Genomic DNA, 22,814 nt, shown 5'->3' on the forward strand with positions numbered 1-22,814 from the left:
TTTTATTTAGGAGGAATAAAAATGGATTTAGAATTAGAGACCAGGCCACGTGATTGGCAAAGATTAAAAACTGAAATGCTCAATCGGGAATGGAACATGTTAATCGGTGGAAAATTAATTAGCGCCCAGGGAGGAGAAACCTATGACACCTTTAGCCCATCTACAGGCGAATACCTGGCTACGGTTCCTTTTGCTCAGAAAGTGGATGTTGACCTAGCGGTAGAGGCTGGGCTTCAAGCCTTTGAAACATGGAAAAAGGTTTCTCCGATGAAGCGTGCAAAGTTATTAAAGGAATTAGTCGTTCGTTTTACGCAATGGATGGATGAATTTGCATTGCTTGACGCAATTGATTGTGGAAACCCGGTCACCGCTATGCAAGAGGACGTAAAACTAGCAGCAGGGATGATGGAATATGCGATTGGCTTGGCTATGGAAATCAAGGGCGAAACATTACCAGGCGTGGGTTCCAATTGGCATTTGACCCGCCGCGAACCGTATGGTGTCATTGCTCGAATTATCCCCTATAACCATCCGATTATGATGACCGCCTCTAAAGTAGTAGCTCCTTTAATTGCGGGAAATACTGTAGTCGTTAAAGTCCCGGATCAATGCCCACTCTCAGCCCTGTTATTTGGTGAGCTTTGTCAGGAAGTCCTTCCCCCAGGAGTAGTCAATATTGTAAGTGGAGACGGACGCATGACCGGAGATGCGTTGGTACGTCATCCGGGTATCAAACGTGTGGCATTGATTGGAAGTGTAGAAACAGGAAAAGTAATTTTGAAATCTTCTGCCGAAGTGGGAATAAAGCATCTTTCTTTGGAGTTGGGCGGGAAAAATGCGATGATTGTGTTCCCGGATGCGGATCTTGATAAAGCCGTGGAAGGTGCTGTCCGAGGAATGAATTTTATGTGGTCCCAAGGTCAATCATGTGGTTCCACCTCTCGTTTGTTTTTGCACGAGGACCTTTATGATGTGTTTATGGAAAAGTTAGTAAAGCGGATAAAGGAAGTCAAAATCGGGCTACCGACCGATCCCGCCACGGAGATGGGCTGTCTCGTTTCGCAAGCGCAATATGATAAAGTTCTTCGTTATATCAGTTACGGTATTGAAGATGGAGCTAAGTTGGTTGCTGGGGGTGGAAAGCCGGACGGAAAAAAATTTGAAACAGGTTTCTTTATTGAACCCACGATTTTTGTAAATGTGACGGAACGTATGCGGATTTTTCGGGAGGAAATCTTTGGACCCGTGTTGTCAGTGATTCGCTGGAATGATTCGAATGAGATGATACACCAAGTAAATAGTGTACCGTTTGGTTTAACGGGTGCAGTATGGACGAGCAATTTGAATACGGCTCTGAACACAGTGGATCGACTTGAAGCAGGGTATGTTTGGGTTAATGGTAGTTCTCGCCACTTTATTGGTGTTCCCTTTCAAGGATATAAAGATAGTGGTATTGGGAGTGAGGAAGGGCTGGAAGAGATTTTAAGCTATACGCAGGTAAAAACAGTTAATATTATGTTGGAGTAAAGTTTTTTACAGGGTAAGGGTTAGGAAAGAAACTGTACGAGATGGAGATGGATAAGATATTAATATCGAATTATAACAAAAGGAGTTACAATCAGCAAACAAACCTGCTGATTTGTAACTCCTTTATTTTATCTCGATGACGATTATCCTTTACTATTTACTTCCGTTTGGGATTCCATCCCTAACAGGGAATGAACGCCTTTCTCACTGTAAGATACGGGAGGCCAGGCACAAAGATCAAAGGGGAAATCAGAACCAGGAACCACTTTCTCTTCTCCAACCACTTCTACAAGAAAATTTAAACTTTCGTTGTTCCAAAGGACAGTGTCAAACCAAAAACGACGTAAATATTCGATGGGGGGAGCTTCTAAGGAAGACGAAACCCCGGTCCATTTTTCATATCCTTTGTTCAATCGGCCAATTTGGTAGGGAAGAAAACCACCGCCATGGGCTAGAAGAATTTTTGTATTTGGATATTTATCGAGTAAACCACTTAATAATAAATCTGCAGCACAAATGGTGGTCTCCCAAGGCACCCCAATCAAGTTTGGCATCATTCTTTTCTTTAATCGAGGATCTTCTGCAAGAAGAGGATGAATAAAAATAATGGCTTTTTGATGATTAGCTTCTTCCCAAAAAGGAGCAAAAAACTCATCGGTTAACATCCTGCTTGATAAGCCAGGACCGATGATGGCGCCTTTTAGCCCTAAGTTCATTGCACGCCTTAACTCAATTGCGGCTTGTTCTGGATGGTTAAGCGGGAGCGTCGCTAATGCAGACAGCTGCTTGTTATTACTCTGAACCCAATTGGCCAGAGCGTGGTTATAGACAGAGGAAATCTCACCCGTGAGCGTTTCAGGAAAATCATACATAAACAATTGTGGTATTGGCGAAACAAGAGAATGAGAAACACCCGCTTGTTTCTGTTCCTGTAAATATAATGCAGGATTAATAAATGATTCTTTAAGCTCAAACCCCCATTTATTGTTGACAGTCAGAAATTCTGTTTCGCTTGGCCCTTTTTTCTCCCATTTTGCGTCCACCACCTTTTGGTTTTCTTTTAGCCAAAGTAACACGTCCGGCGGAATAAAATGCGTATGTACGTCAAACAAAGCAATCACGCTCCTCTATTTATTTATTTATTTATAATGAAACCTCTCCATATAACCTAATTTGGAAGAGATTTCTTTAGCAGCACTTTTTACCTTATTGATAATCGAAATATTATAGGGGTTCATTCGGTGAACTGGTCCAATCACACTAATGGCATAAACCACTCTGCCCGTATAATCGAAGATAGGCGCGGCAATGGATGCACTACCGTCACTAATTTCCTCAATGCTGGTCGCATAACCCTGTTCCTTTACTGTTTTTAGAATTGAACGAAAGTCGTCCGGATCCGTGATTGTGTTTACGGTATGTTTATAAAGCCCGTTTTGAATGAATTGTTCGATGACTTCTTCCTCTTGGTTCGCAAGGATGGCTTTGCCTGAACTTGTACAATGCACCGGATTTCTTCTTCCTACATGAGATAAAATTTGTACGGGGTGTTTGCATTCTACTTTATTTAGGTAGACAACATCCATTCCTTCCAAAACAGCAATATGGGTGGTCTCCCCGATTTCATTTACTAGTTTTTGGAGAATGGGCTGAGATTCACGATTAATTTCAAGATTTGAGGTCACAATCGTATTTAAATCAAGGATAGACAAACCTAAACGGTACTTTTGTGTCTCTGGATCTTTTAAAACAAATCCCTCACTGGCAAGGGTAGCTAGCATACGACTTACTGTACTTTTTCCTAATCCTAAAGATTGAGCTAAATCAGTTACTTTCTTTTCTGGTTCCTCTAGAGAAAAGCTGCGTAAAAGACGCAACGCATTTTTTACAGAGGAAAGAAGGTATTCTTCCTTTGTGGTCTCCATTACCATCCCTCATTTTGTTGTTTATATAGGAACATCGTTCTTCTATGACGTTAAATTTAGCTTAACACAAATCCAAATTAAATAGAATAGGATTAATAATTAATAAATTTTTAAAAAAAAGAATATTGTTGCGTATAGAGGAACTGGCGTGTTGCATAGCAAACTGCTTTTAATTTACTATAAGTTACAACAAGTTAGAAAATAATATGTTATTAGTTTTTTTATCTTTTTTTAAAATACTATTTTGAATACTATGAGGAGGGTTCTTTTATGCAAGCAAATTCAATATTAGAAAAACGGGTAAAAGCGATCGATTGTAACCATTTCATCAACGGGGAATATGTTTCCTCAAAAAATGGAAAAACGTTTGAAAACATTAATCCAGCAACCGAAGAAGTATTAGGAAAGGTTGCCGAAGGCGGAAAAGAAGAAATCGACTTGGCTGTGGCGGCCGCAAAAAAAGCGTTAAATGGACCTTGGAAGAAAATGACAACGAATGATCGGATTGCTGTAATTCGACGCATCGGGGACATTATCCTGGAAAGAAAAGAGGAATTAGCTACATTAGAATCCCTTGATACAGGAAAACCATATTGGCTTTCGAGCACCGTGGATATTCCACGTGCTGCCTATAACTTTCATTTCTTTGCGGACTATCTGCGAGCAGTGGGAACCGAGGCATACCAAACAGATGACCAAGCCATCAATTATGCAATCCGTCGTCCTGTAGGTGTTGTAGGAATGATTAATCCATGGAATTTACCTCTTTTATTGCTTACCTGGAAAATGGCCCCTGGTCTAGCGGCCGGAAATACAGTGGTCATTAAACCGGCGGAATTAACACCAATGACAGCTACCTTACTAGGTGAAATTTGCCGCGAAGCAGGCGTTCCGGATGGAGTGGTTAACATTGTTCATGGTTTTGGACCTGACTCCGCGGGTTCAGCTCTAACGGAACATCCAGATGTGGATGCGATTTCATTTACCGGAGAAACCACAACGGGGAAAATTATCATGTCAGCGGCTGCAAAATCGTTGAAGAAACTTTCCTATGAATTGGGCGGCAAAAACCCGAACATTATTTTTGGAGATTCTGACTTAGATGAAGTCATTGAGACGACGCTTAAATCGAGCTTTATCAACCAAGGGGAAGTATGTTTATGCGGCTCGCGTATTTATGTTGAGCGTTCCGTATACGACGAGTTTTTAGAAAAATTTACAGCCAAAGCCAAAGAACTTGTAGTTGGGGATCCGTTTGATCCGAAGACTAAAGTAGGAGCCCTTGTTGGAGAAGAGCATTACGAGCGCGTAACCAAGTATATTCAAATTGCACAAGAAGAGGGCGGGCAAATTTTACTTGGTGGAAAACGTCCGGAAGGAATGGACAAAGGGTACTATATAGAGCCGACCATCATTGTAGGATTAACAGCGGATTGTCGTGTGATTCGAGAAGAAATCTTTGGTCCGGTTGTAACGGTGGTTCCTTTTGACACAGAAGAGGAGGTCATCGAACGAGCCAATGATACCCACTATGGATTAAGTGCCTCAATTTGGACGAACGATCTACGCCGTGCTCACCGAGTGGCTGGACAAATTGAAGCGGGGATTGTTTGGGTTAATACCTGGTTCCTGAGGGATTTGCGTACACCATTCGGCGGAATGAAACAAAGCGGAATTGGTCGCGAGGGCGGAATGCACAGCTTCGAATTTTATAGTGAATTAACAAATATTTGTATTAAATTATAGGAGGGCATGACTTTGAGTTCAATCAATGTGGAAAAAGCAGTACGATTCTCTGATCACCTTGCCCAGGCAGAGGTTCAGCGTAAAGGGGTTGTCCCTCTTACGGAACTCGAACCTAATCTTACGGTAGAGGAAGCTTACCAAGTTCAATTGCACACGATTCAAAAGCGAGTTGAGACGGGCAAATGCATCGTTGGTAAAAAGATTGGATTAACTTCTCTGGCGATGCAAAATTTGTTGGGGGTGGATCAGCCTGATTACGGTCATCTTCTGGATGATATGGTGATTGAAAATGGTGGGGTCATTTCCCCAGAGCGTATTCTTCAACCAAAAGTAGAGGGTGAGATTGCTTTTGTACTTAAAAAGGATTTGGTAGGACCACAAGTAACTATTATGGATGTCTTACAGGCGACTGATTATGTGCTTCCTGCCCTTGAAATTGTAGATAGCCGCGTAGCAGATTGGAGAATCAAACTGCAGGATACGATTGCGGATAATGCTTCCTCCGGCCTCTATGTACTGGGGGGGAAACCTCTTTCTGTTGACCAATTCGATTTGGCACAAGCAGGCATGGTCCTTTATAAAAATGGTGAAATCGTCAACACAGGGGTTGGTGCAGCGGCGCTGGGTCATCCAGCTACCTGTGTAGCATGGTTAGCAAACAAGTTGTCTGAATTTGGCATTACCTTAAAAGCAGGGGAAGTGATTCTTTCAGGCGCACTTTCTGCTGCAGTCAGTGCCGAGCCGGGCGATCATTTTCAAGCGCGGTTTGCCCACTTGGGTGAAGTTAGTGTTCGTTTTGCCAGTGAACAATAAATGAAACTGGAAGATAAGAGAGGAGTGAATGGTATGTCTAAAGTGAAAGTAGCCATTCTTGGCTCAGGAAATATTGGTACGGATTTAATGATGAAAATAGAGCGCTCTGAATTTTTAGAAATGACCACCATGATTGGAATCGATCCGGAATCGGACGGGTTACAGCGTGCTAAAGAACGCGGCTATGTCGTGATTGACAATGGACTTGACGGGTTTTTGGAGCGTCCGGAGTTGGCGGATTTCGTTTTCGATGCTACTTCAGCCAAAGCGCATGTTCGACATGCGAAGAAGTTAAAGGAAGCGGGTAAATTCGCTCTTGATTTGACTCCGGCTGCTCGCGGTGCCCTTGTGGTTCCACCCGTTAATCTTCATGAACATATTGGCCAGGTTGATAATGTAAACATGATTACCTGCGGTGGACAGGCGACGATTCCGATTGTTCATGCAATCAACCGTGCATGCCCGGTTGACTACGCTGAAATTGTAGCTACGATTTCGAGTAAGAGTGCGGGTCCTGGGACGCGTGCCAATATTGATGAATTTACAGAGACAACTTCACATGGAATCGAAGTCATTGGCGGAGCCAAAAAGGGAAAAGCGATTATTATTTTAAATCCTGCGGAACCTCCGATTTTAATGAGAGATACCGTCCATGCGATAGTTGAAGATGGGAAAATGGATGAGGAAGCGATTACAAGGTCGATTAATGACATGGTAGAAACCGTTCAATCCTATGTACCCGGCTATCGTTTGCGTAACGAGCCAGTATTTGATGGTAACCGTGTAACCGTGTTCCTTGAAGTAGAAGGGGCGGGAGATTATCTTCCTACTTATTCAGGAAACTTGGATATCATGACAGCTGCTGCAGTCAAAGTAGCGGAAGAGTTCGCGAAGCATCAGGTAGCGAAACAATTAGTATAGGGGGGAGCAAAAATGTCTACAGAACGTCATATTACTATTACCGAAGTCGCTTTGCGTGACGGAAGTCACGCCATTGCCCATCAATATACGGTTGAGCAAGTTCTACAAGTCGCAAAAGGATTAAATGATGCAGGAGTCCCCTATATTGAAGTAGCGCATGGAGATGGACTCGCAGGTTCTTCCCTTCAGTATGGATTATCCCGCACAAATGAATTCGAGCTCATTGAGGCAGCGGTATCCGTTTGTGAGCAGGCGAAAGTAGCTGTATTGCTTCTGCCTGGCATCGGTACGATGAAAGATTTAAAGCAGGCTGCGAACCTTGGTGCTAAAATGGCACGGGTGGCTACACATGTGACAGAAGCGGACGTTTCTGCTCAGCACATTGCTTTAGCAAAGGAACTGGGATTGGAAACTGTTGGTTTCCTGATGATGTCCCATATGGCTCCGGTTGATAAACTAGTTGAACAGGCGAAGCTAATGGAGAGCTATGGAGCAGACATCGTTTATGTAGTCGATTCAGCAGGTGCACTCCTTCCTCATGAAGTAACAGAGAGAATCCGCGCTCTTCGCCAGCATGTAGGGGTAGAAATCGGCTTCCACGGCCACAACAATTTATCGTTAGCGATGGCAAACACTTTAGCTGCAATTGGAGAAGGAGCGACAAGGATTGACGGCAGTGTTCGCTGCTTAGGGGCAGGTGCCGGAAATACCCAGACGGAAGTACTCATTGCTGTTTTGGATCGACTGGGAATTGACACAGGGGTGGATCTCTATAAAATGATGGATCTTGCAGAGGAAATTGTTGCACCTATCCTTAAAACACCACAAGAAATCACAAGAGACAGCCTTGTTTTAGGGTATGCAGGCGTTTACTCCAGCTTCCAGCTTCATGCACAACGGGCCGCAAATAAATTCGGTATTGATTCCCGTGATATTTTAATTGAGCTTGGCAAGCGTAAGGTAGTTGGCGGCCAGGAAGACATGATCGTTGATGTAGCAGCAGAAATTGCAAAGAAAAAACCGGAATCTGTGGTCCGTTAGGGGAGGTAGTAAGCGTGAGTGTTGTTAATTACAGATCAACAGCCGAATTTTTACATAGGGCTGAAACGGAAAAACGGGAAGTTCTTCGAATTACAGCTGATTATCCGGATATGACGGTTGAAGATGCTTATCGTATACAAGAAGAATTGGTTATGATTAAGCTTCGACAGGGACACCGAATTATTGGACCGAAGATGGGGTTGACTAGCCAAGCGAAAATGAAGCAGATGGATGTTGAAGAACCCATTTACGGCTATGTCTTTGACTATATGTTGGTTCCTAATGGTGGAGAAATTAGGATGCATGAATTAATTCACCCTAAGGTAGAGGCCGAAATAGCCTTTGTGATAGGCAAAGATATTGAAGGACCCGGTATTACAGGAGCACAGGTTCTTGCTGCAACGGACTATGTGGTGCCAGCCGTAGAAATTATCGATAGCCGATACGAGAATTTCAAATTTACACTGACGGACGTGATTGCGGATAATACTTCTTCCTCAAGATTTGTGTTAGGCAACCGTCTAATTAACCCAGAAAATTTAGAGTTAGACCTTGTAGGTGTGACGCTGTCAATCAATGGAGAAATTAAAGATTTAGGGGCAAGTGCCGCCGTGGTTGGACACCCGGCTAATTCGGTCGCGATGCTGGCCAACATGCTCGCAAGAAAAGGCGATAAGGTAAAAGCAGGTGATATTATTTTGACCGGAGGTGTAACCGGAGCTGTCATGCTGGCGGTTGGCGATACGGTTTCTGCTAAACTCGATGGGTTAGGAGAAGTTGGCTTTAAAGTTGTTGAATAGGAAATCTCAGTAGTAGATGGAGGATACTATGCCGCTTATAAACATTCAAATTATGGAAGGTAGACCAGAGGAGAAAGTAAAAGAGCTAATACACAGCGTAACAGAAACCGTATCGGCAACGCTCAACGCTCCGAAAGAAAATATTCGCGTTATTGTAACGGAAGTTCCAAAAACACACTGGGGCATTGCCGGGACGGCTGTGTCGGATATACCAGGTAGATAGGAAAATCTATTTTTGATAAAGGGGAGGAACAAAAGATGGCTCTTGAACTTGGAATGCTTGTGCCTCATACGCCTCGGATGTGTCATGAAGAGCACGCTCCTGAGTTTCAAAAAGAATTGATTCAAGGTATGCACGAAGTTGCACGAGTAATTGAAAGCGTTCAACCGGACGCTATCGTTCTTGTTTCCTGTCACTGGCTTTCCAGTTTTCACCACTTTGTAGATGCAACACCTGAACATAAAGGTGTGTTAACGGCCTTTGAATGCCCTGAGTTGATTTCCGATGTTCCTTATCATCACCTGGGTGATAGCCAGCTTGCGGGCCAGTTGGTTGAAGCCGGACAAAAGGCTGGAATTCCTGTTGTGAAGGTTGACGATTCAACCTACGTTTGGGATTACGGCACTGTGGTACCTCTTCGCTATCTGGTTCCGAAAGGCAATATCCCCATCGTTGACCTTTCGGTAACATGGGCGGCTAGCCTGGAAGAAACCTATTTTTGGGGACAGGAAATCGGTAAGGTTCTCAGAGAGAGTGATAAACGTGTCATGTTTGTCAGCAGCGGCGCCCTTGCCCATAATCTGTTAAGAGGGCCGCATCTTATGCCTACCCTTGCAGAGCAAGCGTTGGATAATCAATTTTTGGAATATTTAAAAGGAAACGATCTTGAATCTGCGCGCAACATGCTTCCCCAGTATGCCAAGGCGGCTGGTGTTGAATCCGGAGGTCGTCACCTGGCAATGCTATTAGGAGTGCTAGCAGAATCCCCGTCCCTTATAAAAGTAAATATTATGGTTATGGTCAATCTTCAGGCAGTTCAAATGTCGTCATGACATTTGAATGCCAGTCCAGTCTAAGACAACAAGACAAAGGGGTATCCATTCCAACTCCTTCTGAACAAATATAATATAATCAATCAAATAGCCTGCGTCCGAAATTTTGTTGGACGCAGGCTATTTTAATGTTTGTACATAATTATAAATAATAAAAGAGATATCAGATATCGAGCGCTTAAAGAAACAGATCTGTATGAATAGTACGAAATAAAACAAAATTTCAGCATTATTATTTGTATATTCAGAATTAACATTATTGTATGATATGTATGCGGTTACAAAAGTTTAAGGGGTGAATTGAATGGGAGTCATGCGGATTGGCAGAGCAGAGTTACGAGTGATGGATTTAGAAAAATCAGTAGATTATTATACGGATATCATTGGTTTGAATGTAGTTGGAAGGGATGCCGAAAGGGTTTATCTAAAGGCATGGGATGAGTGGGATCATCACAGTCTTATTCTTAAAGAAGCTGAATCACCGGGTTTAGAACATATGGCTTTCAAAGTGGAAAAAGTAGATGATTTGGATAGGTTTGAGAGAAAAATCGAGCAATTTGGCTGTACGACGAGGAGAATTTCAAAAGGTGAAAGATTAGGAGAAGGGGAAGCAGTCCGATTCGAAATTCCAACGGGGCATCAAGTTGAATTGTACTATGATATTGAGCACGTTGGTACGGATGTAGGCATTTTAAATCCGCACGCCAGGCCAGAAGTGACACGCGGAATCGCTCCACACCGCCTGGACCATTGTTTGTTAACTGGTGAAGATTTAGAGTCAGTAACACGGCTTTTTATAGAAGTATTAGATTTTCATCAGAGCGAAAAAATTATGACAGTGGACGGACAGGTAATGGTGGGTAGCTTTATGCATGCGAGAAATGGAAAGCCGCATGATTTAGCGTTTATTAAAGGGCCTGATAAAAAACTGCACCATGCTGCTTTCTTTGTGGATAATTGGTACGATGTGCTAAAAGCAGCCGACATCCTTACGCGCCATGAAGTGCAAATTGAAGTTACACCGACACGTCACGGTATTACCCGTGGAGAAACTGTTTACTTTTTCGATCCATCTGGGAATAGGAATGAAGCTTTTACAGGCGGATACATTACGTATCATGATTTCCCAACAATTACCTGGACAGAGGATAAAATTGGGCAAGGCATCTTTTATCATCGAAGAGAATTAATAGAATCTTTCGGTTCTGCGCTGACATAATCCTGCAAGTTCATTGTAGTATAAAACGTTACCAATATAGAAGAAGGAGATCCTAATGACAACAGAACTTTCTTTTCAAAAAAAGCTAAGGGAACAGCCTTGGGACTGGAAGACAAAGAATGAATATGAGGAAGTTACCCTTAGGCAGCAGCCTTATATACACGGTCACTACCGGAATATTTATGATGAGAGAGACTATGATATCTTTGATCCTCGTTATACAAGATTGAAAAGTTCTAATTGGGAAGGGTTTCGTGATCCAAAAAAATACTGGTATACAACGTATGTCAGCAATCGAAAAAAATTGGCAGAAGAAGTGGAAAATGGGTTTGAATATGCAAAACACCTAGAAATCATTCAAACTCTTTCTCCCCAATGGGTAAATGCACTTAGAGACTTATATACTCCATTACGCCATCTCGAATATGGTGAGAATGTGCAAATGCAGCATGTGATTCGCTATGCTTTGGGGAGTACAATTGAACAATGTGCCACTTTCCAAGCCTATGATAAAACCGGGCGGGCACAGTGGATTTCACTATGGGCTATGAACATGGAAGAACATCATGGTGATTTTCTAAACCATGGTAAAGAAATGTTGGAGCAAGACCCTGCGTACCAGCCACTGCGCCGGTATGTGGAAGAAATCCTCATCACGGAAGACTGGGCGGAAGTACTCGTTGCCGAGAACTTGACACTGGATTTGCTGCTGGGCAATTTGATGTACCAAGAATTTAACAAAGAGGCAGTTAAGCAAGGTGATATTCACTTATCTATTCTTAACCTAGTAATCAATAAACAGTTAGATTGGCATCGTGATTGGGCATTTTCTTTATTCCAGTACCTAACCCAAGATACAGCGGAAAGCAGGTGGGATTACCTGAAGTCACTTGGTTATGAAAACTGGCCTGGAGATTACCGCTGGGGTTCAATCTTAAGCGATCCAAGAGAAACGCCGGAAGAGAAAATGACCAATACGGAAATTATCCAGGAATGGGTGAACAAGTGGTACCCTAAAGCATACCATGCAATTTCTTCCCTCTCTCTTTTATTCAAAAAGCACGGGATTCCGATCGATGTTCAAGCTTCTCTCAAGAAGATTGAAGAAGAAACCGTGATTCCGACTTTTAAGAAGTATAATCTGCCATTTAAAACGAATCACCCACATGAAGTGGGATAAGGGGGAGAGTAAATGGAAACGAAGCAGGCGTATGTAGGGATGGACTTAGACACTACGGGTGGCGAAGTTGTACAGGCGATTATTGACGCGATTAAACAGGATAATAAGGATGCTGTGGTGGAAGATTATATGGTTTATAAGAAAGTAAAAGCACCGAAGCAACTCGTGCTTCGTCGCGAAACAGTGGAAGATTTACTCGGCAGTGATTGGGAAATGGATCGCATTCATATTTATATGTCTTCATACTTTGGCTTTATTAAAGAATGGGATGAAGACCAGCTTATTATCCATTGGGAAAATGAAGAATAGGGGTGGGCAACCGCATGGCAGCTAAAATGAATGCAAAGCAGAAATACCAAGCCATGACAAGAGATTTGATGTGGGAACCAAAAGACTTTGACATGAAAAAGGTATACCCGATGTTAGAGAAAGAGGGGATTATCCTTAAAGATCCAAGCCGTTGGGAAGACCCATTCCGCATGGCGTATAACCAATATGTAAAGATTCAAGCGGAAAAGGATCTCTTATACCATGCCGTGAGAAGATCGTTTGAAGCAAGTGACGGGCATGCAAAAGTCATTGATTCTCGTTGGTATGAAGGAGTGAAAGCGTTTGCGGTTGCTGTACAGCCAGCGGAATACTCTGCCCACCGTCTGATGGCCTATGTTGGAAGGAATATTCCGATCGAGGCGATTCGCTTTGCCACCTTTAACCAGGCGATCGATGAATTGCGCCACGCACAAATTGAAATTAAGCATTATGCCCATATGAGCAAGGAAATTGACGGTCTTCATGCATATGCACAAACAAACGAAAATCTTTGGTTTAATACGGTACCGAAGTCATTCTTTGATGATGCACTCTCGTCTGGCCCATTTGAAGCATTGATGGCGATTTCTTTCTCCTTTGAATATGTGTTTACGAATATTTTATTTCTCCCGTTCGCTTCGTCTGCTGGCGCGGTCGGAGATGAAAGCTTTGTTGCAATTGGTAAGACTGTACAATCAGACGAGTCTAGGCATATGGCACTTGGCATGTCCGCACTGAAAATGCTGCTCGAAGAAGATGACCGAAATGTGCCGATTATCCAGAAATGGCTAGATAAGTGGTATTGGCGAGCGTATCGCATTTTCTCGGTCATTTCTACCCTGGTTGATTACTATCCGCGCATCCGTCCGATTTCCTGGAAGAAAGCGTTTGAAATTTATGTTGAAGACCAAGTGTTCGATGGCCTATTCAAAGATTTAAGAAAGTATGGCATTCGTCTACCGATGCATGCGGAAGACAGTATTAAGGAAAAAGAACATTACTCGCATACCGTCATGCGTATTCTTAATCATTACAAACATGCTAACGTCTTTCGTGGTTTTAAATTGCAGCCGGATGATTACGAATGGCTGGCGAATGAATATCCAGACACGTTTGACCGTTATTATGCAACGTTCTTCCGCCGGATGGACGATCATGTGCTGGCTGTAGCGAGTCCCGGACTGCCAGCTGTTTGTTCAGTATGCCAGATTCCCATGGAGTTTCCTAACCCTGACAATCCAACGAAGTTGTGGACACAATATAGCGAATATAACAATAAAACATACATGACCTGTTCTCCGGGATGTAAACATATTTTTGACCAGGAGCCACACAAATATATGCAATTCTGGTGGCCGGCGGAAGCCTACATTAGTGGAGAGTTCGGTGAAAATATTCCAGGCGACTTGTTCCCATACTTCGGATTCTCACCGGAAGAAGCGAATGAACATTATACATCTAATGAACATACTCGCTGGCTTGAGCGCCGAAAACAGCTGGGATTGGATAGAATTGTGGTTAGTAGATAACTCGAAATTGGAGGAAAGATGAATGGCAAACTATTTACAAAATACAAATCACCTGTTGGTATGGCCGGTATGGAAGGAAGTAACGGAAAACGACTTGTTTTTTTGTAATATCGGCATAAGAGCCAGGTACAATATGACAAGCAAGGAATTACTTGATGCATGTCTGGATGCCTGGCAGCTCGATAAAGAAAAGACGTATCGTTTATGCTTGGTTCGTGCTGAGCAATATATCGATATTCCTATAAATACTGAAAAAAATATTAAAGAAATCGGAATACGAAATGGAGATCCCTTAGAAATTATCGCATGTTAATGAACCTGTACCATTTTCCGGATTAGTAACAACGAGAAGACGTAAGCTCTGTAGGAGAGGAGACGATTATATGAGGTCATATGGGACGGAATTGGCAATGTATGAAGTAACTTTGGAACCAAGCGGAAAAAACATGGTGGTAAAGGAGGGTCAGACCTTACTCGATGCGGCAATACGAAACGGCATCCAGATTCCTTATGGATGCCGCCACGGAAGTTGTTCCGCATGTAAAGCACAAGTGCTAGAAGGTGATTATCAATTGATGGATCGCGTTTCAGATTATTCTTTAATGAGTTTTGAAAGGGAAGAGGGGTACATTCTAGCATGCAGTACGGTTGCCGAGAGTGATATGGTAATCGAAATTGAGGAAGAAGAAGCAGATACCCCCTTCTTTCCTGTCTATGATTTTCAAGCAGATGTGGTAGAAAATGTTGCTTGCGCTGCTGATATACACAAAATTATAATTAAATTATCAGATCCTTCAGAAATTAATTATGCAGCAGGACAATTTTTTGAGTTTGATATTCCAAATTTGGAGGATACAAGAGCATACTCAATGGCGAATCCGTTTGCAATGAATGGCATAATTGAATTTCATGTTAGACGGATCAAGAATGGAATTGGTTCTGCATATATGTGTAATCTGGCACCAGGGGATAAGGTAAGCGGTTCAGGCCCATACGGAAGAATGCAATTACGCAACCGTAACAAAGACATGCTATTTGTTGCTGGCGGTTCAGGTATGGCGCCGATTAAAGCGCTCATTGAAGAACTGTATTCTGAACCTTATGAAGGCAATGCCTATTTTTTTTTTCGGAGCCCGTACAGTTAAAGATTTATATTTACTTACTGAGTGGAGAGAAATAGAAAAAAAGTATCCCAATTTTCATTTTATCCCAGCTTTATCTGAACATGATCCTTCAGATTCATGGGAGGGTGAACAAGGCTATATTGCAGATGTTGTCAAACGGACCGTAAGTCGCTTTGAAAATATGGAGGCTTTCCTCTGTGGTCCTCCTATTATGATAGAAACAACGATAGACGTAATTAGCAAAGGTGGAATTAAGGGTTCAGATATCCTCTATGATGAATTTTAAGTAATGGATGGTGCACAAAATAAACCGTTTATAATGATATAAATTAGAAAGTTAACAGGTTTAAGGGTGGGAGAGCATTTACACTAAAAAGTAGTAGGTGAGTTAAGTTGTTAAAAAAGGGGAATCTACTAAATGTTTAGAATAGATATCGTTGACCCCAATAGTGATAAATCTCAATTTATGTGTGATAGCAAGCAAAGTTTACTGGATGCAGCACGAATGCAAGGAATAAAAATTCCCTTTGCTTGTAAAGGAGGAGGGTGTGGGATTTGTAAAATTAATATTGAGGAAGGCGCATTCGAAAGAGGACCAAGCTCTAAAGAAGTATTACCTGACACTGAAAGAGCTTTAAAATTCACATTAGCATGTAAAACGTATCCTCGTAGCGATATGAAAGTTCGTCTTCGGATAGCCCATAATTCTTAACTCGATGGCGGTGGTTGAAGTGAAGGCTTATGAATTAGCATTTGAGGAATTATATGCGTTTCAGAACAAAAGTGAACCAGCTAATCAGCGTGTAATTACAGTTCCGACATCTGCCTTGGGTATGTTAAGAAGAGAATTAATTGAAACAATAGGATTCGAACGCACCAAAGGATTCCTTTTACGTTATGGATGGCATTCTGGAGTAAGTGACGGCTTACAGGCAAAACAAATGGAGTGGGACGATGAGCGAGAGCTATTGCTAGCAGGTCCTCGACTACATACCTGCGCGGGTATGTACAAGTTACTCCTTTAGTCACCGAGGTTGATATCAACCAGGGATTGCTGCACTTTGAAGGATATTGGAAGAATTCCTATGAAGCACAAGAACATGTAAAGCTTTTTGGTCATAGTGATTATCCCATTTGTAATACTTTAATTGGTTATGCCAGTGGTTATCTATCAACAGTGATGGGAAAGAAAGTTATCGTCAAAGAAATACAATGTCAAGGGATGGGAGATACACATTGTCATTGGATAGGCAAAACTATAGAAGAATGGCAAGAAGACATTAGTGAAGAGCTAAAATATTACGAAGTAAATAATATTATTGACGAATTGGATCAAACTTATAAAAAATTAAAGGTTGAGCGAGATAATTTAAATAAGGCTTATGGCGTCCATCAAAAATTGATGAAAGAAATCTTGCGGGAACACGATTTAACATCCATAGCCAATGTATTATACCAGATTACCAATATGCCCGTCATTATTGAGGATAGAGGTTTAAATGTTATATCCTGCGGGGGGATTACGTTACGGGAAGCCCAGAATTTTTCAGAAGAAATAAAGCAGCACAGGGCAATTAATCATTCAACTTCTATTAGCCATATGGAGAAAACCATTTTGCTGGAATTATCATCCACACATAGGCGAATCATCTCACCTATTTACCTTCGCCAGAAAATTGTTGGTTATTGTTCCTTTCTCTATAAGCAGGAGAGTTTGCAGGAAGTAGACAAAATGGTCCTTGAACATGCCACGATGGCCTGTTCTCTTTATCTATTAAATGAACGGACACGAATTCATACGGAACAGCGGATGAGAGGAAGTTTATTGGAAGACATACTAAGCAAGCAAATTACGCTTGATGAGGTTATAAAAAGAGCCCACCACATTGATTTCCATGTACATGGAAGCGGTTTCTTCATGATTGCCTTTAATCGGCTTAGTAACCATAAAACGATTGAAGAAGAGTTGGAATTTAATGATCAGCTTATTACTGGAATAGCTACCTTCTTTAAAAAAAGAAACATGAACGTATTAGTTGGTCAGAAATCTGGAAATGTGATTGTTTTATTGTCGGAGAATGAAGAGTTACAGGAACAAGCGAAAAAAGAAGAACTATGCCGAACATTAATCCGCTATTGCATGCGAAAGCATTCAAAGTGCCAGTTTAAATTGGGAATCAGTTCAACTTCCCGCTTTATAGAAGACGCCTTAAACCTCTATGAGGAAAGCATGGCTTGCCTGAGAATTGCCGTTCAGAACCAAGACATTGTATTTTTTGATAATCTAGGCATTGTGGGCATTTTATTTCAAACTAGAGATTCGGATACCTTGCATAAATTTGCATATAAAACACTTGGAAATTTAATCAAAGAAGATAAATTTAAAAATATGGAACTTACCAAAACACTGTACCATTACTTAAATAATTCTTGCAATGTACACAAGACTGCACGGACAATGAATTTTTCAGTTAGTGGTTTGCGGTATCGGCTCCAACGCTTAAACCAAATCTTGCAATTGGATTTTAGTGAGACACATATAGGACACCAAATTTACTTGGCCTTACAATCCCTCATTGTCTTAGGAGAATTGAGTATAGAAGATTGAGATTCGGGCGGAAAGGAGAAAAACAGAAGTTTATCTTGTAGGAAATCGAATAGATAAATATGTGGGGGGGAGCATTATAATGCTTATGGTTTGCCAAGACCATGTTACTCAAGGTCTACGGAAACTTCCTGTTCCTCATGTCAAAAGAATCCCGGAAAACATGAATATCTCTTGTTTCTTTTGTAATCAAAAAGCAAAAGTAAAACTGTTTATTCCTGATAATCACCATGTAATGAACAAACAGAAGAAGCGAAACATCCGTTTTCTCTAACAGATGCTTCGCTTCTTCCTATAATGTCGGATTTATCTTTTCTAAAAAATTTAAGGAATGGAGTGTTGGGTGAATGGTTGAACAAGGAAAGTATGTGGAGGCAGGCGGGATACAAACCCATTATCATGAAGGGGGCGAAGGGGAGCCACTGCTGTTAATTCATGGATCTGGACCAGGAGTATCAGCCTGGGCGAACTGGCGATTGGTATTTCCAATCTTGTCTGACCAGTTTCATTTATATGCTCCTGATGTCGTTGGATTCGGCTACACGAAACGGCCTGAAGGCATCCAATATTCGGTTGATTTGTGGGTAAGCCACATGATTTCCTTTATAGATGCGATGAAGCTGAATAATGTATCAATTCTCGGTAATTCTATGGGAGGAGCTTTGGCGCTTCATCTTGCCCAACGCCGCCCGGATTTAATTCGTAAACTTATTCTGATGGGAAGCGTTGGCTTATCCTTTCCAATTACGGAAGAATTGGACCATGTTTGGGGTTACACTCCTAATTTTGAAAATATGAAACGCCTTATCCGCACCTTTTCTTATGACCAGTCGATGGCAGATAACGATGATTTAGTCGAACTACGTTATCAGGCAAGTATCCAGGAAGGATTCCAGGAAGCCTATTCAGCTATGTTCCCAGCTCCACGTCAACGGCATGTTGATGCTCTAGCTCTGAGTGAGGGTGCACTAAGAGAATTAAACATTCCGACCCTGTTGATTCATGGAAGAGAAGACCGTATCATCCCACTGAAGGAAACAAGCTGGAAAATGGCACAGCTATTGCCAGATGTAGAACTTCATGTATTCTCACAATGCGGACATTGGACGCAAATCGAGAAGACACAAGCCTTCACTGACCAGGTAATTCAATTTTTAAATAGAATGAAACCATAAAAGGTACAGCTAGAAAAGGACGTTAAGGATGAAATCCTGGAACGCCATCCCTGGGTGGCCTACAATCTATATCAGGCCTTTGTTGAAGCGAAAAACAAGGTTTACCAGGACCTTTATCAGACGACAGCGGCGAAAGCAACCCTGCCCTGGCTCATTGCAGAAGTGGAGAGAACGCGAGAACTGATGGGGGATGACTTCTGGCCGTGTGGTTTGGAAAAGAACCGCAAAACACTCGAAGCGGCGATCTAATATTCGTATGAGCAAGGCATGATTAAGAAACAACTGGAAGTAGAAGACCTTTTTGCTAAATCTGCCTTAGAAGAATATACAGTCTAATTAGAAATGAAAAACTCCAACATTATCTATGTTGGAGTTTTTCATTTCCTGACTCTACTACTTGAGAAGGAAGTTATTTTCTTCCTGGCTCTTCGTTGTTTTTAATCAACCAAATCTTTTATCCGGCGTATGCGCCCAATTCTAATTTGAACCAGCAAGCAAAGAGTTTAAGTGATTCTCTGTTGAGGTGGAAAGTAGAGAAAAAAATGACTGTTCCGTATAACGGTTCACTGTGCTTGTATAGCCTATAAAATGAAATTATTATTAATATGTTAAATATCATATTCTCTATAAAATCAGGTAGAAAGAAGGAGGGTGTTTTGGTTCTCTATTACTTTTTATTAATCCAAACCTTGTATTCAGTTTCCTTGCAGGGAACACGCCCTATCGTATCTTTATTTGCTGATGCCCAAGGAGCGTCAGTTGCCGTAATCGGATTCTTAGTTTCCGCGTAGGCATTTTTTCCGATGCTTTTAGCGGTTAAGGTTGGGAAATGGCTGGATATCTACGGAGCGCGGAGCATTTGCTTGTTGGGAAGTACAGGAATGATGTTGGCGGTCTTTATTCCCATCTTGTTTCCCAATTTGACCACTCTCTTTTTCTCCCAATTGTTAATGGGAGTTTGTCAGATATGTGTTCTTGTTTCTTTACAAAAAACAGTTGGGAATCTGCCGGGGAACCGGGATAAATTAATTGCCATATTTAGTCTTACTGGATCGACCGGAGAATTGATTGGCCCAATCGTAACGGGATTTAGTTATGAACACTTCGGTTTTCGCTTTTCGTTTATGACGGCAGCTGTTTTTATCGGCGTGGCCTTGCTGATTGGTTTTCTAATTCCTAGAGAAGGATGGAAAAGCGGTGCGGCTAAAGAAGTAAAAAATCCGGAAGGTAAGTCCTCTTCATGGAAGATGTTACGCCACGATGATTTGCGAAAAGCTCTCATTATCAGTGGTTTAGTGTTATATTCTAAAGATTTGTTTGTAGCCTATTTTCCGGTATTTGCAACCAGCGTAGGAATGACCGCTAGCGGCATCGGGATTGTTTTGTCTCTTATGGCGGCGATGTCCATTTTTGTCCGAGTTATGCAGTTTCGATTGGTGCAAGCATTTGGCCGTGGAAGGGTATTAACAACGACATTAGTCATTAGCGGAATTGCCTATATGTCTTTCCCACTGACTTCTTGGCCTATTCTGTTCGGTATAATCGCCATTTTTCTAGGCGCGGGCTTGGGACTTGGACAGCCACTTAGCCTAGTGTATGCGATGAACACGAGCCCTATTGAAAGGCAAGGGGAGGTTCTGGGGATGCGCTTGACTTTTAACCGTGCTTCTCAATTTATTTCGCCTTTTTTTCTTTGGGGCTGTAGGTCGATTACTTGGTGTTTCGTCGATTTTTTTGTTCAGTGGTGTTGTTCTTCTTTTAGGGGCATATTTTACCCGAATGAGCCAAATCGGAAATGAGGAACCATTACGCATGGAGGATGAGAAAGATAGACGAGAGGAGGGCAAAGTCGTTCACTCACAGGAAGAAACGAGTGGCGTTATGAGTCATACTAGGTAGGATTTTTGTTCCACTCACTTTCTTATTGCTGCGGTTCGTTACTTTTATCATGTGCAAGAATGGTTTACACGGTTCCAGACCGGAATGTCAAAGAAGCTTCACCTGACTCGGTGGTTTCGCGTTAAAACATTTGTCTAATATTCAATATATAAAGGAGGAGTAATGGATGGGAGAGTTTTTGGCTATCTCGGCCCTCGTGTTATTTTCCTGTAACATTATTTTGACAAAGGTAGCTTCTTCTCGTTTGAATTTACATTTAGGGTTTCTTATTTCGGTTACGGTAAATGTTCTCTTTTCTTTGCTGCTGTTATTCGGACAATTACTTTTCAGAGAAAATGCAATTCAATGGAATATGCTCGGTTTTCTCCTTTTTTTAGCTGCGGGTTTTTTTAATACTTACCTGGGACGGTGGTTTTTCTTTGATTCCATTGCAATCTTAGGTCCAGCTAAAGCTAGCACATTTCAAGTCAGCAACCCGTTGTTTACTATTCTAATCGCCTGGGCATTTATGGGGGAGAAATTAGCTGTCTTTGACATCGTATCTATTATAGTTGTACTGTTTGGATTGTTTTTAGTCAGCTATAATCCGCATGCCTTTACTAGAAACCAAACTGCCATTGCCATGGAACTGATCGAAGTCGATCCGAAAACCACAAAAAAGGCATTCCACTGGAATTCATTGTTAAAATCCGGTATTTTTTTAGCTGTTTTTAGTACGCTTTCCTATGCAATCGGCAATGTGTTGCGTGGGGCCGGTATTGCGCATTGGAATGAGCCGATTTTGGGAGGGCTAATTGGTGCTGCTATGGGGTTATTCTTACATTTCGTAACCAATTCAAATACAAAAAATGTTTGGAAACAACTAAACCAAGCGGATAGACAAGGGGTTCTTCTCTATGTAATTAGCGGAATTCTAACAATTACAGCCCAAATTCTCGTCATTGCTTCTATGTGGTACATGCCCATCTCGATTGCTAATTTAATTACCATGTCAACCCCTTTGCTGGTCGCCCCGCTCAGCTACTTTTTGCTGAAAAATGAGGAGGGAATCACAAGGATAACGATAATAGGTATTGTAATGGTCTTGGTAGGAATTAGCACAATTATTTTGTACTAATCTGAGAGATTGAAGGTGCAGAAACGATCGCTTCCGTGTATCAGGCCCGTGGGCCATTGAGGCACAACTTCCTGTAGAATGGGAGCTTATTATCCAAGCCTTCATAAAGGACTATCATTTAAAATCCTACTTCAAATGGGCAAAATGATATAACGCCGCTCGTATCAACCGTAGTAAAATACCTAGCGGATGTACAAGGTGAAGTGCAACTAAAGCTATCGTTAGCGCCTGCGGCTTGACACTAGCCAAGTTTTCTTTATTGTACAGGCTTTAGTAGTTCCTATTGACGAAAGGTATAACTTGTAATATTATTTAGGTGTGTTAAATAATATATAATATAAATTTTAATTTATATAAATGAAAAGTGTAGGGAGATTTTTATGGATGACTTAAACTCTTATATGGACCGGTTGGAATCAGCTTTTACAACGACCATGAGAAAACTGAGGCCTGAATTGATTGAAGGGATGGAGTCCAGCCTTACGGGTCCGCAGTTCTTTATCCTTCATCTTCTTTCAAAGAAAGAAAAATGCATGGTCACAGAATTAGCAGATTCGATGGGTGTAAAGCCGAGCGGCATCACCGTCATGATTGACCGACTCTGCCAAAACGGGCTCGTCAGGCGTGAACGCGACGAAAAGGACCGCAGGATCGTATATACGTTACTAACAGAACAAGGACGGGAAACGCTGAAGCAAGCGGAGGAGAACCGAAAAGAAGTCATCAAGAAGTATTTGCAGCACCTCTCGCAAGAAGAACTGGAGTCACTCGTAAGCATTTACGAGAAGCTGGCTCGGATAACAACAGAAAAAAGGAATGATGGTAATTGAG

24 protein-coding genes and 1 pseudogene are annotated in these 22,814 nt (G+C 41.8%); 23 read left to right on the forward strand and 2 right to left on the reverse strand.

The features are described from left to right. Positions 1-21: 21 nt before the first annotated feature. A complete protein-coding gene (locus MBEAL2_RS08545; RefSeq protein ID WP_047151905.1) occupies positions 22-1,527 on the forward strand; it encodes an aldehyde dehydrogenase family protein in 1,506 nt (501 codons plus the stop codon). A gap of 143 nt (positions 1,528-1,670) precedes the next feature. On the opposite strand, the gene MBEAL2_RS08550 is transcribed toward MBEAL2_RS08545, so the two are convergent. Together MBEAL2_RS08550 and MBEAL2_RS08555 are read right to left on the reverse strand one after the other, a co-directional pair. Next, positions 1,671-2,639 (reverse strand): amidohydrolase family protein, encoded by a 969-nt coding sequence (locus tag MBEAL2_RS08550; RefSeq protein ID WP_047151906.1) that lies wholly within the window; start codon positions 2,637-2,639, stop codon positions 1,671-1,673. 27 nt (positions 2,640-2,666) lie between these two features. After that, complete coding sequence (locus tag MBEAL2_RS08555) at positions 2,667-3,452, reverse strand: IclR family transcriptional regulator (protein ID WP_047151907.1); 786 nt, start codon at positions 3,450-3,452, stop codon at positions 2,667-2,669. A 270-nt stretch (positions 3,453-3,722) separates the two neighbouring features. On the opposite strand from MBEAL2_RS08555, the gene MBEAL2_RS08560 reads away from it, so the two are divergent. The 22 genes and pseudogenes from MBEAL2_RS08560 to MBEAL2_RS08665 all read left to right on the forward strand — a co-directional run bounded on the left by MBEAL2_RS08560 (position 3,723) and on the right by MBEAL2_RS08665 (position 22,813). After that, the gene (locus tag MBEAL2_RS08560) at positions 3,723-5,198 is read left to right on the forward strand and encodes an aldehyde dehydrogenase (protein WP_047151908.1); all 1,476 of its coding nucleotides are present in this window, start codon (positions 3,723-3,725) and stop codon (positions 5,196-5,198) included. 12 nt (positions 5,199-5,210) lie between these two features. Continuing rightward, positions 5,211-6,011 carry a 2-keto-4-pentenoate hydratase gene (locus tag MBEAL2_RS08565; protein ID WP_439644842.1) on the forward strand — a complete coding sequence of 267 codons (801 nt, stop codon included), beginning with the start codon at positions 5,211-5,213 and terminating at the stop codon, positions 6,009-6,011. Positions 6,012-6,044: 33 nt separating this feature from the next. Next, a complete protein-coding gene (locus MBEAL2_RS08570) occupies positions 6,045-6,932 on the forward strand; it encodes an acetaldehyde dehydrogenase (acetylating) (protein ID WP_047151909.1) in 888 nt (295 codons plus the stop codon). A 12-nt stretch (positions 6,933-6,944) separates the two neighbouring features. Continuing rightward, positions 6,945-7,973 (forward strand): 4-hydroxy-2-oxovalerate aldolase, encoded by a 1,029-nt coding sequence (gene dmpG / locus MBEAL2_RS08575; protein ID WP_047151910.1) that lies wholly within the window; start codon positions 6,945-6,947, stop codon positions 7,971-7,973. Between the two features lie 14 nt (positions 7,974-7,987). After that, the gene (locus MBEAL2_RS08580; RefSeq protein ID WP_047151911.1) at positions 7,988-8,773 is read left to right on the forward strand and encodes a 2-keto-4-pentenoate hydratase; all 786 of its coding nucleotides are present in this window, start codon (positions 7,988-7,990) and stop codon (positions 8,771-8,773) included. Between the two features lie 28 nt (positions 8,774-8,801). Next, positions 8,802-8,996 carry a 4-oxalocrotonate tautomerase gene (locus tag MBEAL2_RS08585; protein WP_047151912.1) on the forward strand — a complete coding sequence of 65 codons (195 nt, stop codon included), beginning with the start codon at positions 8,802-8,804 and terminating at the stop codon, positions 8,994-8,996. Positions 8,997-9,031: 35 nt separating this feature from the next. Further along, positions 9,032-9,900 (forward strand): annotated as a pseudogene (locus MBEAL2_RS08590) (DODA-type extradiol aromatic ring-opening family dioxygenase). A gap of 230 nt (positions 9,901-10,130) precedes the next feature. Then, entirely contained in the window at positions 10,131-11,045 is a 915-nt protein-coding gene (locus MBEAL2_RS08595) for a catechol 2,3-dioxygenase (protein WP_047151913.1), read from the forward strand. Between the two features lie 55 nt (positions 11,046-11,100). Then, positions 11,101-12,225, forward strand: coding sequence for a ferritin family protein (locus MBEAL2_RS08600; RefSeq protein ID WP_047151914.1), 1,125 nt, complete (start codon positions 11,101-11,103; stop codon positions 12,223-12,225). Positions 12,226-12,237: 12 nt separating this feature from the next. Continuing rightward, positions 12,238-12,534, forward strand: coding sequence for an MmoB/DmpM family protein (locus MBEAL2_RS08605; protein WP_047151915.1), 297 nt, complete (start codon positions 12,238-12,240; stop codon positions 12,532-12,534). Between the two features lie 14 nt (positions 12,535-12,548). After that, positions 12,549-14,063: a YHS domain-containing protein gene (locus MBEAL2_RS08610; protein WP_047151916.1), complete on the forward strand. Its 1,515-nt coding sequence runs from the start codon at positions 12,549-12,551 to the stop codon at positions 14,061-14,063. Between the two features lie 22 nt (positions 14,064-14,085). Further along, positions 14,086-14,376, forward strand: coding sequence for a hypothetical protein (locus MBEAL2_RS08615; RefSeq protein WP_047151917.1), 291 nt, complete (start codon positions 14,086-14,088; stop codon positions 14,374-14,376). Positions 14,377-14,446: 70 nt separating this feature from the next. Next, the gene (locus tag MBEAL2_RS08620; protein ID WP_236692729.1) at positions 14,447-15,208 is read left to right on the forward strand and encodes a 2Fe-2S iron-sulfur cluster-binding protein; all 762 of its coding nucleotides are present in this window, start codon (positions 14,447-14,449) and stop codon (positions 15,206-15,208) included. Further along, on the forward strand, positions 15,174-15,473 hold the full coding sequence (locus MBEAL2_RS32765; protein ID WP_236692730.1) for a ferredoxin reductase domain-containing protein: 300 nt from the start codon (positions 15,174-15,176) through the stop codon (positions 15,471-15,473). The genes MBEAL2_RS08620 and MBEAL2_RS32765 overlap by 35 nt, the downstream gene beginning before the upstream one ends. A gap of 132 nt (positions 15,474-15,605) precedes the next feature. After that, on the forward strand, positions 15,606-15,899 hold the full coding sequence (locus tag MBEAL2_RS08625; protein WP_082129842.1) for a 2Fe-2S iron-sulfur cluster binding domain-containing protein: 294 nt from the start codon (positions 15,606-15,608) through the stop codon (positions 15,897-15,899). A 19-nt stretch (positions 15,900-15,918) separates the two neighbouring features. After that, positions 15,919-16,212 carry a XylR N-terminal domain-containing protein gene (locus MBEAL2_RS08630; RefSeq protein WP_047151918.1) on the forward strand — a complete coding sequence of 98 codons (294 nt, stop codon included), beginning with the start codon at positions 15,919-15,921 and terminating at the stop codon, positions 16,210-16,212. Between the two features lie 26 nt (positions 16,213-16,238). Next, on the forward strand, positions 16,239-17,795 hold the full coding sequence (locus tag MBEAL2_RS08635) for a V4R domain-containing protein (RefSeq protein WP_047151919.1): 1,557 nt from the start codon (positions 16,239-16,241) through the stop codon (positions 17,793-17,795). 344 nt (positions 17,796-18,139) lie between these two features. Beyond that, entirely contained in the window at positions 18,140-18,967 is an 828-nt protein-coding gene (locus MBEAL2_RS08645; protein ID WP_047151921.1) for an alpha/beta fold hydrolase, read from the forward strand. Between the two features lie 54 nt (positions 18,968-19,021). After that, a complete protein-coding gene (locus MBEAL2_RS08650; protein WP_047151922.1) occupies positions 19,022-19,216 on the forward strand; it encodes a hypothetical protein in 195 nt (64 codons plus the stop codon). 554 nt (positions 19,217-19,770) lie between these two features. After that, a complete protein-coding gene (locus MBEAL2_RS08655) occupies positions 19,771-20,766 on the forward strand; it encodes an MFS transporter (protein WP_236692731.1) in 996 nt (331 codons plus the stop codon). A gap of 266 nt (positions 20,767-21,032) precedes the next feature. After that, positions 21,033-21,983 (forward strand): EamA family transporter, encoded by a 951-nt coding sequence (locus MBEAL2_RS08660; RefSeq protein WP_047151923.1) that lies wholly within the window; start codon positions 21,033-21,035, stop codon positions 21,981-21,983. Between the two features lie 380 nt (positions 21,984-22,363). Further along, positions 22,364-22,813, forward strand: coding sequence for a MarR family winged helix-turn-helix transcriptional regulator (locus MBEAL2_RS08665; protein WP_047151924.1), 450 nt, complete (start codon positions 22,364-22,366; stop codon positions 22,811-22,813). The last annotated feature ends 1 nt before the right edge of the window (position 22,814 follow it).

The organism is Aneurinibacillus tyrosinisolvens, from assembly GCF_001015055.1.
Classification (GTDB): Bacteria; Bacillota; Bacilli; order Aneurinibacillales; family Aneurinibacillaceae; genus Aneurinibacillus_A; species Aneurinibacillus_A tyrosinisolvens.

Excerpts from the sequence above, each read along its gene's own strand:
- MBEAL2_RS08615 (WP_047151917.1), top strand. The coding sequence starts at position 14,086 with ATGGCAAACTATTTACAAAATACAAATCACCTGTTGGTATGGCCGGTA.
- MBEAL2_RS08585 (WP_047151912.1), top strand. The coding sequence starts at position 8,802 with ATGCCGCTTATAAACATTCAAATTATGGAAGGTAGACCAGAGGAGAAA.
- MBEAL2_RS08655 (WP_236692731.1), top strand. The coding sequence starts at position 19,771 with ATGCTTTTAGCGGTTAAGGTTGGGAAATGGCTGGATATCTACGGAGCG.
- MBEAL2_RS32765 (WP_236692730.1), top strand. The coding sequence starts at position 15,174 with ATGCCTATTTTTTTTTTCGGAGCCCGTACAGTTAAAGATTTATATTTA.
- MBEAL2_RS08665 (WP_047151924.1), top strand. The coding sequence starts at position 22,364 with ATGGATGACTTAAACTCTTATATGGACCGGTTGGAATCAGCTTTTACA.
- MBEAL2_RS08545 (WP_047151905.1), top strand. The coding sequence starts at position 22 with ATGGATTTAGAATTAGAGACCAGGCCACGTGATTGGCAAAGATTAAAA.
- dmpG (WP_047151910.1), top strand. The coding sequence starts at position 6,945 with ATGTCTACAGAACGTCATATTACTATTACCGAAGTCGCTTTGCGTGAC.
- MBEAL2_RS08610 (WP_047151916.1), top strand. The coding sequence starts at position 12,549 with ATGGCAGCTAAAATGAATGCAAAGCAGAAATACCAAGCCATGACAAGA.
- MBEAL2_RS08625 (WP_082129842.1), top strand. The coding sequence starts at position 15,606 with ATGTTTAGAATAGATATCGTTGACCCCAATAGTGATAAATCTCAATTT.
- MBEAL2_RS08605 (WP_047151915.1), top strand. The coding sequence starts at position 12,238 with ATGGAAACGAAGCAGGCGTATGTAGGGATGGACTTAGACACTACGGGT.
- MBEAL2_RS08555 (WP_047151907.1), bottom strand. The coding sequence starts at position 3,452 with ATGGAGACCACAAAGGAAGAATACCTTCTTTCCTCTGTAAAAAATGCG.
- MBEAL2_RS08660 (WP_047151923.1), top strand. The coding sequence starts at position 21,033 with ATGGGAGAGTTTTTGGCTATCTCGGCCCTCGTGTTATTTTCCTGTAAC.
- MBEAL2_RS08600 (WP_047151914.1), top strand. The coding sequence starts at position 11,101 with ATGACAACAGAACTTTCTTTTCAAAAAAAGCTAAGGGAACAGCCTTGG.
- MBEAL2_RS08645 (WP_047151921.1), top strand. The coding sequence starts at position 18,140 with ATGGTTGAACAAGGAAAGTATGTGGAGGCAGGCGGGATACAAACCCAT.
- MBEAL2_RS08595 (WP_047151913.1), top strand. The coding sequence starts at position 10,131 with ATGGGAGTCATGCGGATTGGCAGAGCAGAGTTACGAGTGATGGATTTA.
- MBEAL2_RS08620 (WP_236692729.1), top strand. The coding sequence starts at position 14,447 with ATGAGGTCATATGGGACGGAATTGGCAATGTATGAAGTAACTTTGGAA.
- MBEAL2_RS08570 (WP_047151909.1), top strand. The coding sequence starts at position 6,045 with ATGTCTAAAGTGAAAGTAGCCATTCTTGGCTCAGGAAATATTGGTACG.
- MBEAL2_RS08560 (WP_047151908.1), top strand. The coding sequence starts at position 3,723 with ATGCAAGCAAATTCAATATTAGAAAAACGGGTAAAAGCGATCGATTGT.